We start from the raw sequence: 11,970 nt of genomic DNA, 5'->3' as shown, positions 1-11,970 counted from the left end.
GTGTCAATACAATTGAAAGGAATTCCGAGATGACACGCACAATGCACACCCCCGCCCTTCTGCTGCTGACCGACAGCCCCCGGCTGCCTCTGGCCGCTGCACTGGCCGTGCGGTTTGCGGCAGCGGTCACTCAATGGGAGCGTCGTCGCCGTAGCCGCGTCAATCTTAGTTATCTGGATGACCGCTTGCTGAAAGACGTCGGTCTGACACGCCATGATGCGCGCCGCGAGGTAAAGCGCCATTTTTGGCAGATTTAACTGATCCCCAGTCCCATTATTGGGACCTCTTCCTGGGCCGGGGCTTGTCCCCGGTCTTTTTTATCCGAATTTCGCGGCCGCGGACCCTGCAGGTGGCAGGGAATAGGTCATCGTCGCTCTGGCAACAGGGTCTTCCGCGCCATCGGAATACATAAGTACGTCACCGACGGCCAAAGTCCGGCCCAGTTTCAGCAGGCGACATATAGCAATCATGTCCGTGTTGCCTGCTGGTTTGCGTAGAAAATCCAGGGAACTGTTCGTTGTGACCGCCAGGGATTGACGCCCTTTTCGCGCCAGAACCATCGCGTATACACAAACATCAGCCAGCCCAAACATGGATGGTCCCGAAACCGTACCCCCCGGCCGCAGATGCTGATCCTTCACAACAAGGCGCATGGTGATTGTATCTTCGGTCAGGTCCTCGACGACAAAGTCTTTATGCACCTGCGGGAAAACCTCCTTTAGGTATTGTGACAGTTCGTCCCGGTTCATTGCCAAAGCCATGCTTTCCCTCCTGCTCATACCGACCTAGAGTTGGCCCAACATGTGATCGGAGGGCAAGATGGCAATTCTGGAACGTAACGACACCGGCGCTGTTGCACGGCTTACAATGAACGCCCCAGAGCGGCTGAACGCGCTGAGTGACGAGATGCTGTCGGCGTTTCAGGCTGAACTGGACACGTTGCGTGAAGACACGTCGATCCGGGCTGTGATCCTGGCGGGTCAGGGTAAGGTTTTTTGCGCCGGGCACGACCTGAAACAGATGACGGCCGGACGCCAGTCCGAAGATGGTGGCAAAGCTTATTTCAATGACCTGTTTTCGCGCTGCGCGAAAGTGATGATGTCGATCCAGTCCCTACCCCAGCCCGTCATCGCACAGGTCCACGGCATTGCAACCGCCGCCGGGTGTCAGCTGGTAGCCACCTGTGACATGGCCGTCGCCGCGGAAGGCACAAGGTTTGGGGTGAACGGCGTCAATATCGGTTTGTTCTGCTCGACACCAATGGTGGCCCTCAGCCGCAATATCCCCAGAAAGCAGGCATTTGAAATGCTGACGACTGGTGAATTCATATCAGCCGAACGTGCGGCTAATTTGGGTTTGGTCAACCGCGTTGTCCCCGAGACGCGTCTTGAACACGAAGCCAATGCGCTGGCAGAACTGGTTGCTTCCAAGCTGGGATCCGCTGTCAAAATCGGTAAAGAGGCGTTTTATCAACAGCTTCTTATGCCGCTGGATCAGGCTTATGCCTATGCCGGTGACGTAATGGCGCAGAACATGCTGTACCGGGATACAGAAGAAGGCATTTCAGCCTTTATCGAAAAACGTCCCCCAAATTGGTCCCAATAATGCAATTGTTTTGCACATTTTTCGCCACTGTTTTGAATTTTGCACTTTCCAAAAGGGCGACACTGTGGCAAAGCTGGGTCGAGGCCAAGGCCTCAGGACACTTTTGGGTCGCCGTGGGCGGAAGGTCCCTCCAGCTGGTCTCTCTCACCAGCGCTGACAATCCCGCAGCGGCGACCCCAAGACCCCTTCTATAAAATTCGTGAAACCGCTTTGCCTCAGTTGCGCCCGATTGTGGTCTGCCCTATGTGGCATCGCATGACACAAGTTTTGCATATTGTAGGCGGCGGCATGGCCGGGTCAGAGGCGGCCTGGCAAGTTGCTGAAATGGGCGTGGATGTTGTGATCCACGAAATGCGTCCGACCATCGGCACCTTTGCACATCAGACCGGCAATCTGGCGGAAATGGTGTGCTCGAACTCGTTCCGCTCGGATGATGATGAGCAGAACGCAGTGGGTCTGCTGCATTGGGAAATGCGTGCCGCCAATGGGTTGATCATGACAACAGCCGATGAACACCGCCTGCCAGCCGGTGGCGCGCTGGCTGTGGACCGTGACCCGTTTGCAGAAAGTGTGACCACAAAACTTCGCGCCCACCCACGCGTGACGGTAACCGACGAAGAAGTGACGACCCTGCCCAGCGATGGCCAGTGGATATTTGCGACCGGCCCCCTGACGTCGCCCGCGCTGGGTCAGTCCATCCAGGCCGAGACAGGGTCTGACGCACTTGCCTTTTTCGACGCCATCGCACCGATCGTCTATGCCGAAAGCATCGACATGAGCAAAGCGTGGATGCAATCACGCTACGACAAGGGCGAGACCGAAGAAGAGCGGACGGCCTATCTGAACTGCCCGATGGACCGGGATCAGTACGAGGCCTTCATAGACGCGCTTCTGGCAGCAGAAAAAACCGAATTTCACGAAGGCGAGGCAACAGGTTACTTCGACGGCTGTCTACCCATCGAGGTTATGGCCGAACGCGGTCGCGAAACGCTGCGCCATGGTCCGATGAAACCGGTCGGGCTGACCAACCCGCATGAGCCCGGCGTGAAACCACATGCAGTGGTGCAGTTGCGCCGCGATAACGCATTGGGCACCTTGTTTAACATCGTGGGTTTCCAGACAAAGATGAAATACGGCGCCCAGACCGACGTGTTCCGTATGATCCCTGGCTTGGAAAATGCCAGCTTTGCCCGGTTGGGCGGCATTCACCGCAATACGTTCATCAACTCTCCCACGCTTCTGGATTCGCAAATGCGGTTGAAATCCAAACCCAACATTCGGTTTGCTGGACAGATCACGGGTGTGGAAGGCTATGTAGAAAGCGCCGCGATGGGGTTGCTGGCTGGTCGGTTTGCCGCTGCTCAGATTTTGGGGCGTGACCTGCCCGCTGTTCCGCAAGACAGCGCAATGGGTGCTTTGATTCACCACATTACGGGTGGTGCCGAGGCTAAGACCTTTCAGCCGATGAACGTGAATTTCGGCCTGTTTCGCCCCGTGGATGGCCTGAAAGGCGGGCGTCGGGGTCGTAAAGACCGGTACAAGGCCTATACCGACCGGGCCAAAGCTGAATGGAGTACCTGGTTGGAACATTGCTGACTGGACGCGTAATGCGGACTCGGCCTAGCATGCTGGAATGAACGACACGTTTCTGAACAGCACATACAACCTCGGCACGCCTGAAGCGACTGAAGCGCACTATCAGAACTGGGCTGCAACCTATGAAAAGGAAGTCGGTGAACACGGTTACGCCACGCCGGGCCGTGTAGCAGCGGCTTTGTGGTCTTTCGCACCGAAGCCGCAGACCCCAATTCTGGACTACGGCTGCGGCACCGGGTTGTCGGGGCTTGCCCTGCGCGCTGTTGGCTTTGAAGTCATCGATGGGATGGACCCAACAGAGAACATGCTTCAGGAAGCCGCCAGCAAGGGCGTTTATCGAACACTGACCGGATTCGATATCGCCAAGCCCGCGCCGTTGAAGCGTGGGGAGTACACGATGATTACTGCCATAGGAGTGATCGGAAAAGGTGCTGCCCCGCCCGAGACACTGGATTTGTTGATGCACGCGTTGCCCAAGGGTGGTTTGCTTGGCTTTTCGCTGAACGATCATGCGTTGGCGGACCATAAATTCACCTGCCGTCTGACGGATTGGGTCGACATGGGGGCCGCACGTTTGTTATTTCGTGAACACGGCCCCCACCTGCCCGGTATCAACCTTAACTCTGACGTGTATGTATTAGAAAAAGCGTGACTCTCGTAACGCGCTTTGCGCCATCCCCAACAGGCCCCCTTCACCTTGGGCACGCATATTCTGCGCTGGTTGCCAGCGATCGGGCTGCTTCTGAAAGCGGCCGGTTCCTGCTGCGAATTGAGGATATCGATCAATCCCGCTCGCGACAGCTATGGGAGGATCAGATTTACCACGACCTCAGATGGTTGGGGCTGACATGGCCGGAGCCCGTGATGCGCCAATCGGATCGTTTGGGCTTTTACCACAAGGCGCTGGATCAGCTATGGGCGCAGGGTCTTTTGTATCCATGCACGTGTAATCGCAAAGATATCGCCGCTGCAACCAGTGCGCCGCAGGAAGGCGCACCTATGCTTGGACCCGACGGGCTTGTTTACCCTGGGACTTGTCGAAAAAGGTTTGTTGGCAAAGATTTATCGGTACTTCCTCGTCCAACTCAGGACCCATTGCGATTGGACGTGGTCAAGGCGTGTCAGGCGGTCCGCAACCCCGACAGGTATCAGTTTCTTGAGCTGGGTTCGGGTCCGGGCGGCGAAACCGGCATTGTCACCTTTTCGCCTGATGAGTTGATTGCCACCATAGGTGATGTTGTTCTGTCCCGCCGTGACATGGGGACGTCGTATCATTTGTCCGTCGTACTTGACGACGCAGCTCAGGGTATAACACAGGTGGTACGGGGACGGGACTTGTTTGACGCGACCCGCATCCACGTTCTGTTGCAGGTGTTACTGAACCTGCCGACACCCGAGTATTTCCACCACGACCTGATCCGCGATGATGCAGGCAAACGGCTGGCCAAACGCGATGATGCCCGCGCGATCTCAAAATACCGGGCCGAAGGGGCTAGCCCGGGCGACATACGCCGAATGGTTGGGCTTTGACCCCTACTCCATTGGCGCCATCAGTTCAGCCTCGACCCCATCCCGAACGGCGGTAAAAAAACAGGTTCGCCGGTTGGTATGGCAGGCTGCACCGGTTTGACGAACCAGAACCAATAGACAATCCCGGTCGCAATCAATCCGGAAATCCACCAGTTCCTGCACATGGCCCGAGGTTTCGCCCTTGATCCAGAAGGCCTGCCGCGAGCGCGACCAATAGGTTACCCGCCCGGTTTCGAGGGTCTTTTCAACCGCCTGCACGTTCATCCAGGCCATCATCAGAACCTCGCCTGATGCTTCATCCTGCGCAATCGCCGGGATCAGACCCGCCTCATTAAATCTCAATTTAGAGGGGTCAAACACGACTGGGTCAGACATCTGAAAAACCTTTTGCATCCGGTGGGCTGGCCACTATGTATGGGTAACACACGACGAGGGAAAGCCATGAGCGGCGAGAACGACCTGATTAAGCTGTATTCCGGGCGCATTCTGGCGCTGGCTGCGGATATTCCGCATCTTGAGCGACTGGAAGATCCCGATGCAACCGTCAAGAAACGCTCACCTTTATGCGGATCGACTGTAACTGTCGACATCAAGGTTCGCGACGGTCAGATCAGTGCCTTTGGTCAGGACGTCAAGGCCTGTGCTTTGGGGCAAGCGTCTGCCTCGGTCGTTGGGGATGCAATAATTGGCGCGTCGCGGGCGCAGGTCGAAGCTGCGCGCGATCAGTTGGCGGCCATGCTCAAGAATGGCGGTCCTGCACCCGATGCACCTTTTGACGGGCTTGAGGTGCTGATGCCCGCTCGGGATTATAAGAACCGCCATGCGTCGATCTTGCTGGTACTGGATGCCACGGCTGAGGCCATGGCGAAGGCTGAACAGGCAAACTGCGCCTGATTATAGCTATTTGGCGGAAACCCGTTTACCCTCTGCCAAGATTTCAGGAGGGATGGGTTTGAATAATTTGCTCGAGCATTTCGTGACGCTTTGGGTCGTTATCGACCCGATTGGAACAATTCCCGTTTTCATCGCCGTTACTGCGGGATTGGACGCGGCAGGCCGGCGGCGGACAGCGCTGTTAGCAGCCGTGATAAGTGCTGCCGTATTGCTGTTTTTCCTTGTATTTGGTCAGGTGCTGATCGAAGCGCTGGATATCGGGCTGAATTCGTTTCAGGTCGCTGGCGGCATTATCCTGTTTCTGTTTGCCCTGACGATGATCTTTGGTGAAAGCAAACAAGAGGTCGAACAACGGCAAGCCGAAGAAGATCGTGAAGACGCGTATCACCAGCAGAACCCGGCGATATTCCCGCTGGCCGTGCCTTCATTGGCATCCCCTGGCGCGATGCTGGCAATCGTTATCCTGACCGACAACCACCGTTACAGTATCGCTGATCAGGGTATCACAGCGCTTGTCATGCTTTCTGTATTGCTGGTTGCGTTTGTACTGATGCTATTGGCCGAGCCCATCATTCGGCTGATCGGCCATTCAGGCGCGGCGATCATCAGCCGTGTAATGGGGATGATTTTGGCCTCGGTTGCTGCCAACTCAGTCCTGTCCGCACTGTTGGAAATCTTCAAAACCGGCCAATTGTAAAAAAAGCCGCCGCGCTTTCCGGGCGAAAGGGCGGCGGCAGGTATTGCGTGTCTCGCGTGGGGTCCGGTGTACCGCGCGGGGCCGAGGCATGGCCCCTCAAGGGGTTTGGGACAGGCAGGTCACCCTTGACTGAAATGGGGATGACAGCGCGGATATTTCGGCACGAGATCGCAGGCAGAAAGGCTTAGAAACCAACTGGCAGGTGAAGGGCCACCATCAGCATCACGACCAAAGACAACACGCCAACGGCATCCTGCAGGATGGTCGATTGCGCGCGGCTGAAAGCGGTCTTGATCTGGGTCAGCATAGGGTCACCTCCGGTCAGAGTTTTAATCCTTTGTTGACCTTTTGTTCTCATATTTCCAAGCGCAGGTAAAGAACTTTTTGAGAACATTTGTGAACTTTAGGGAACGTTACAGCTAACCCACTGAAATCAAACGGATCGCCTGATCCTGTTTCATCAGCCACAAAAGTACACGTGCGGCCCGTCCCCTGTCCGAAGTCAGTTTGGGATCGGTCGTTAGTAGCGCCCGCGCATCGGATTGGGCGACGGCCATCAATCCTGCCTGACGTTCCAGATCCGCGATATGGAATTTTGGCAACCCGGATTGCGCAGTTCCGATCAGATCGCCCGCGCCTCGCATCTCAAGGTCAGTTTCCGAGATTCGGAAGCCATCCTCTGTCTCGCGCAGAACCTCCAGCCGCTTGCGCCCTCCCTCGCTGAGCGGTGGTTGATACATCAGCAAACAGGTGGATTCTGCATCCCCGCGCCCGACGCGCCCCCGCAACTGGTGCAATTGCGCCAGCCCAAAGATCTCGGCCCGTTCAATGACCATGATCGTTGCGTTGGGTACGTTCACGCCAACCTCGATCACCGTCGTGGCAACAAGGACCTTTGTTTTCCCATTCTGAAATGCGCTCATCGCGGCGTCTTTGTCGGCTGGTGGCATCTGACCATGAACCAGCCCCACAACGCCCTCACCCAAAATGGCCCGCAGGCGTTTGAAGCGTTCCTCGGCCGCTGTCAGGTCCGAAACTTCGGATTCGTCGACCAGAGGGCACACCCAGTAACACTGTCGCCCCTCATCAATCGCACGCCGCAGGTGGGCTATGACTTCGTCCATGCGCTGTGTGTTGACAATCGCCGTTTTGATCGGTTTTCGCCCCGGAGGCTTTTCATCCAGCACCGAAACATCCATGTCGCCGTATTGCGCCAGCGCCAGACTGCGCGGGATGGGGGTGGCAGTCATTACCAGAACATCTGCCCCCTTGCCTTTTTCCGACAACTCCATCCTCTGCCGCACGCCAAACCGGTGCTGTTCGTCGACGATGGCCAATCTCAGCGCCTTGAATTCAACATCGCTTTGAAACACTGCATGTGTGCCAACCAGAATGTGAATATCGCCTTGTTTAAGCGCCTCAAGCTTGGCACGCCGCTCCGCGCCCTTATCACGTCCGGTAAGCAGTTCCAGAACCACTCCGGCTTGCTCCGCCAGGGGGCGTAATCCTTCCAGATGCTGGCGCGCCAGAATTTCGGTCGGGGCCATCATCACGCCCTGCCCGCCTGCCTCAACCGCGATCAGAAGGGCCATGAAAGCCACCAGCGTCTTGCCGGCGCCGACGTCGCCCTGTAACAGCCGGTTCATTCGGGCGTCAGACGCCATATCAGCCGAAATCTCATCAATGGCGCGCGTTTGTGCGCCAGTCGGGCGATATGGAAGGCTTGCCAGCACTTTCGATTGCAGTACCCCGGTTCCCACGCTGACGATTCCCCGCGACTTGCGCTCTCGTTGCCGGGCCAGAGCGAGCGTCAGCTGGTGCGCAAACAACTCGTCATACGCCAACCTCTGACGTGCAGGGGCAAACGGAGCTACATCATCCGCGCCGCGCGGATTGTGACCGGCGTGAATGGCCGCGGACCAGTTTGGCCAGTTTTGCTGTGACACCTGCGCCGGATCGATCCATTCCTCAAGTTCGGGTGCGCGTGCCAATGCGCTGCGGCTGGCCTTGAACGCTGTTTTCTGCGTCAGCCCTTGCGTCAGGTGGTAAACCGGTTCGAATTCCGGGATATCTCCGGCCTGTTCAACGGGCAGCATGTGGTCCGGATGCACCATCTGCGCCATGCCGTCGAACAGTTCCAACTTGCCGGAAACCACGCGGCGTGATCCTTGTGGCAACACTTTCTTCAGATACTCACCACGTGCGTGGAAGAAGACCAGCTGGAAATCGGCCTGACTGTCTTCGACATGAACGCGATAGGCACCGCCCTTGCTGCGGGGCGGTCTGTGCGGGCCAACTGTCACTTCTACGGTCAGAGTGGCCGGCAGGTCCACCCCCTGTATTGAATCCCGCCTGCGCCGATCCACCACGGCATAAGGCAGGCTGAACAGAACATCGCGCGGGGATTCCACCCCGGTCTGCGCCATGGCTTGTGCGGTCTTGGGGCCGACGCCATCCAACGTTTCCAGCCCCGCAAATAGCGGGAAAAGCTGTTCGGGCCGTCCGCTCATGCGCCTTCTATCAGCTGAAGCCAGCCATCCTCGTCCAAAGTTTCGATCCCAAGTTCCGCTGCCTTTTTCGCCTTTGACCCGGCCCCGGGACCCGCGACCAGAATATCGGTTTTCTTGCTGACAGAGCCGGAAACCTTGGCGCCCAACGCCTCGGCCCGCGCTTTCGCCTCGGCGCGGGTCATCTTTTCCAGCGTTCCGGTGAACACTACGGTTTTACCCGCGACCGGACTGTCCGAGGCTGGCGCGTCGGGGGCGATAACCGTCAATTCGCTGCGCAGCGTGTCGAAAGCCCGTCGTTCCTCTTCATTGGCAAATGCGTCCGACAATGAAAGGCCAAGCGTTGCGCCAATACCGTCGATGCCGATCAGCTCTGCCCAGGCGGCATTGGCATCGGCTGCGACATTGGCCTCCGCGATGGCTGCGTCCCGCACTTCTTTCACGCGTGCGCGACGCCCTTCAAGCTGCGCTGCCGCACGCTCTGCGTCTTCCGCCTCATCCGCCCGCCGTTGCGCCAGCGCAGCCGGTCGTGCAGTGTCCAACGCGAGCGCCATCGCATCCCAATCACGATAATACAGTGCCAGATCGCGCGCACCGACTTCGCCCACATGTCGAATGCCCAGTGCAAACAACAAGCGCGCAAAAGGAATTTTCCGCTTTTCATCAATAGCTTCGAACAGGTTCCTGGCAGATGTTTCGCCCCACCCGTCCCGGTTTTTCAACCGCGTCAGACTGGCTGCGTCCCGTTGTTCCAGCGTGAAGATATCAGCTGGCGCATTGATCGGAAGGGTTGGATCCCCATAGAACATTTCAATCTGTTTTGCACCCAGCCCTTCTATATCAAAGGCTTTGCGCGACACGAAATGTTTTAGTTTTTCAACGGCCTGCGCGGGACAGATCAGGCCGCCGGTGCACCGTCGAACCGCGTCGCCCTCTTCACGGATCGCATCGCTTCCGCATTCGGGGCAATGTGTCGGAAAGGCAAAGGGGCGTGCATCGGCGGGGCGTTTGGGCAAGTCGACATCCGACAGTTTGGGGATCACATCGCCAGCGCGATAAACCTGAACCCAATCGCCCACTCGGATATCTTTTCCATCACGGATCGCGCCGCCTTTGGCATCGCGCCCTGCGATGTAATCTTCGTTGTGCAATGTGGCATTGGAGACGACCACTCCGCCAACCGTTACAGGATGCAACCGTGCCACGGGGCTAAGCGCCCCTGTTCGACCAACCTGAATGTCAATCGCCTCCAATCTGGTCCAGGCCAGTTCGGCTGGGAACTTATGCGCAATTGCCCATCTTGGCGTCGTTGAGCGGAAACCCAGACGTGCCTGCAAAGACAGATCGTTTACCTTGTAGACGACCCCATCGATGTCATACCCCAAGGTCGCACGCTGCGCTTCGATATCCCGGTAATGAGCGATCATGTCCTCAGTCGTGGCACATAGGCGGGTCAAGGGATTCGTGGGGAACCCAAGGGTCGCAAGACGCTCAATTGCTCCAATCTGAGTATCTGCCAAAGGCTCTGACAGTTCACCCCATGCATAGGCGAAGAAGCGCAATGGGCGGGAACGGGTAATTTCCGAATCCAGCTGGCGCAGTGACCCTGCCGCTGCATTGCGCGGGTTGGCAAAGGGTTTGCCCCCCCGTTCAGCCTGCCGCTCATTCAACGCTTCAAAATCGGAATGAGACATGTAAATCTCGCCCCGGACCTCAAGAATTTGGGGCGCGTTCTCGATCAGCTGTGGGATATCGGGGACTGTGCAGGCGTTGGCCGTCACGTTCTCGCCAACTTCACCGTCACCCCGCGTCGCGGCCTGAACCAGCTGTCCGTTCTCATATCGCAAGGACAAAGACAGGCCGTCAATCTTGGGTTCAGCTGTGAAAGCCAATGGCGCACCTGCATCAAGGCCCAGATATTTGCGAATCGAGGTGTCGAAATCGGTAATGTCCCCATCGTCGAACGCATTTCCCAGTGACATCATTCGGACGGCATGAGTAACTTTTGAAAACCCGTCCGCCGGTTTGGCCCCGACTTGCTCTGTCGGGCTGTCAGCACGTTTCAGGTGAGGGAAACGCGCCTCGATCTCGGCGTTTCTGCGTTTGAGGGCATCATAATCCGCATCCGACAACTCGGGCGCATCTTCTGCGTGATACAGAGTGTTGGCTCGCGACAGGATGTCCGCCAACCGCGCCAGTTCGGCACGCGCCTCATCATCCGTCAGGTCTGATATGGGAATGGAATTGCTCATGGCCTCGCCCTGTCACGCGTTCTTGGACCTCAGTGATAGGGCGAGGCCATGGCCAGGTCCAGATGTGCTGAGCCGTGAGTGCAAAGTGCCGCCCTGGACTACCAGCGACACAAACGGTTCAATTCAGAGGCCGACCGCCATTCGCGTCTCGTCCAATGTGTTGCTTTGCGGGTCGCGCAACACGTAGCCCCGCCCCCAAACGGTTTCGATATAATTCTCACCACCAGTTGCGTTGCTGAGCTTCTTGCGCAGTTTGCAGATGAAGACGTCGATGATCTTCAGCTCGGGTTCGTCCATGCCTCCGTATAGGTGGTTCAGAAACATTTCCTTGGTCAAAGTCGTACCCTTGCGCAAGCTGAGCAATTCCAGCATCTGGTACTCTTTTCCTGTCAGGTGTACGGTTTTTCCGTCCACCTCGACGGTTTTGGCGTCCAGGTTAACGGCCACGCGACCTGTGTGGATGATGGACTGCGAATGCCCTTTCGACCGGCGGATGATGGCATGGATACGGGCCACCAGTTCTTCACGGTGGAAGGGCTTGGTCAGGTAGTCATCCGCGCCAAACCCGAAGCCTTTAATCTTGCTGTCCGTATCATCTGCACCCGATAGGATCAGGATCGGTGTTTCCACCCTGGCAATCCGCAACTGGCGCAACACTTCATGCCCGTTCATGTCCGGCAGATTTAGGTCCAGCAAGATCAGGTCGTAATCGTAGAGCTTTGCCAGATCGATACCTTCTTCGCCAAGATCCGTTGCATAGACGTTAAGGTTCGCATGCGTCAGCATCAGTTCGATGCTTTTGGACGTGGTCGGATCATCCTCGACAAGAAGTATACGCATTTTCACTGCTCCAATTCGGGTCAATAATTCCAATTAAAATTAAACCTGA

At 57.1% G+C, this 11,970-nt stretch carries 13 protein-coding genes; 7 read left to right on the top strand and 6 right to left on the bottom strand.

Features of this window, described 5'->3' with window-relative positions; genetic code table 11:
* Positions 1 to 29: 29 nt before the first annotated feature.
* Positions 30 to 257: a DUF1127 domain-containing protein gene (locus ACR0NZ_RS03660; protein WP_480472702.1), complete on the top strand. Its 228-nt coding sequence runs from the start codon at positions 30 to 32 to the stop codon at positions 255 to 257.
* A 60-nt stretch (positions 258 to 317) separates the two neighbouring features.
* On the opposite strand, the gene ACR0NZ_RS03655 is transcribed toward ACR0NZ_RS03660, so the two are convergent.
* The gene (locus ACR0NZ_RS03655; protein ID WP_480472700.1) at positions 318 to 761 is read right to left on the bottom strand and encodes a PaaI family thioesterase; all 444 of its coding nucleotides are present in this window, start codon (positions 759 to 761) and stop codon (positions 318 to 320) included.
* A gap of 58 nt (positions 762 to 819) precedes the next feature.
* On the opposite strand from ACR0NZ_RS03655, the gene ACR0NZ_RS03650 reads away from it, so the two are divergent.
* The 4 genes from ACR0NZ_RS03650 to gluQRS all read left to right on the top strand — a co-directional run bounded on the left by ACR0NZ_RS03650 (position 820) and on the right by gluQRS (position 4,731).
* The gene (locus tag ACR0NZ_RS03650) at positions 820 to 1,605 is read left to right on the top strand and encodes an enoyl-CoA hydratase (protein WP_480516986.1); all 786 of its coding nucleotides are present in this window, start codon (positions 820 to 822) and stop codon (positions 1,603 to 1,605) included.
* A gap of 255 nt (positions 1,606 to 1,860) precedes the next feature.
* On the top strand, positions 1,861 to 3,201 hold the full coding sequence (gene trmFO, locus ACR0NZ_RS03645; protein ID WP_480516984.1) for a methylenetetrahydrofolate--tRNA-(uracil(54)-C(5))-methyltransferase (FADH(2)-oxidizing) TrmFO: 1,341 nt from the start codon (positions 1,861 to 1,863) through the stop codon (positions 3,199 to 3,201).
* A gap of 37 nt (positions 3,202 to 3,238) precedes the next feature.
* Entirely contained in the window at positions 3,239 to 3,853 is a 615-nt protein-coding gene (locus ACR0NZ_RS03640; protein ID WP_480505215.1) for a class I SAM-dependent DNA methyltransferase, read from the top strand.
* Positions 3,850 to 4,731 (top strand): tRNA glutamyl-Q(34) synthetase GluQRS, encoded by an 882-nt coding sequence (gene gluQRS, locus ACR0NZ_RS03635; protein ID WP_480516982.1) that lies wholly within the window; start codon positions 3,850 to 3,852, stop codon positions 4,729 to 4,731. Before ACR0NZ_RS03640 ends, gluQRS begins: the two co-directional genes overlap by 4 nt.
* 3 nt (positions 4,732 to 4,734) lie before the next feature.
* Here the strand turns inward: gluQRS and hisI are convergent, their stop codons facing one another.
* Positions 4,735 to 5,124 carry a phosphoribosyl-AMP cyclohydrolase gene (hisI, locus tag ACR0NZ_RS03630; protein ID WP_480516981.1) on the bottom strand — a complete coding sequence of 130 codons (390 nt, stop codon included), beginning with the start codon at positions 5,122 to 5,124 and terminating at the stop codon, positions 4,735 to 4,737.
* Positions 5,125 to 5,172: 48 nt separating this feature from the next.
* Here hisI and ACR0NZ_RS03625 point away from each other — a divergent pair, with 48 nt between their 5' ends.
* Both ACR0NZ_RS03625 and ACR0NZ_RS03620 read left to right on the top strand, forming a co-directional pair.
* Complete coding sequence (locus tag ACR0NZ_RS03625) at positions 5,173 to 5,625, top strand: iron-sulfur cluster assembly scaffold protein (RefSeq protein WP_480516979.1); 453 nt, start codon at positions 5,173 to 5,175, stop codon at positions 5,623 to 5,625.
* Between the two features lie 58 nt (positions 5,626 to 5,683).
* A complete protein-coding gene (locus ACR0NZ_RS03620) occupies positions 5,684 to 6,322 on the top strand; it encodes a MarC family protein (RefSeq protein ID WP_209596212.1) in 639 nt (212 codons plus the stop codon).
* Between the two features lie 184 nt (positions 6,323 to 6,506).
* Here the strand turns inward: ACR0NZ_RS03620 and ACR0NZ_RS03615 are convergent, their stop codons facing one another.
* The 4 genes from ACR0NZ_RS03615 to ctrA all read right to left on the bottom strand — a co-directional run bounded on the left by ACR0NZ_RS03615 (position 6,507) and on the right by ctrA (position 11,921).
* Positions 6,507 to 6,629: a hypothetical protein gene (locus tag ACR0NZ_RS03615; RefSeq protein ID WP_267366389.1), complete on the bottom strand. Its 123-nt coding sequence runs from the start codon at positions 6,627 to 6,629 to the stop codon at positions 6,507 to 6,509.
* A 112-nt stretch (positions 6,630 to 6,741) separates the two neighbouring features.
* Entirely contained in the window at positions 6,742 to 8,832 is a 2,091-nt protein-coding gene (gene recG, locus ACR0NZ_RS03610; protein ID WP_480516977.1) for an ATP-dependent DNA helicase RecG, read from the bottom strand.
* Positions 8,829 to 11,081, bottom strand: coding sequence for an NAD-dependent DNA ligase LigA (gene ligA / locus ACR0NZ_RS03605; protein WP_480516975.1), 2,253 nt, complete (start codon positions 11,079 to 11,081; stop codon positions 8,829 to 8,831). The genes recG and ligA overlap by 4 nt, the downstream gene beginning before the upstream one ends.
* A 123-nt stretch (positions 11,082 to 11,204) precedes the next feature.
* Positions 11,205 to 11,921, bottom strand: coding sequence for a response regulator transcription factor CtrA (gene ctrA, locus ACR0NZ_RS03600; RefSeq protein WP_267364745.1), 717 nt, complete (start codon positions 11,919 to 11,921; stop codon positions 11,205 to 11,207).
* Positions 11,922 to 11,970: the final 49 nt, after the last annotated feature.

The organism is Ruegeria sp. AE3 (assembly GCF_056542225.1).
The sequence above is the reverse complement of the archived record's forward strand: the minus strand, read 5'-3'. Positions and strand labels throughout refer to the sequence as shown.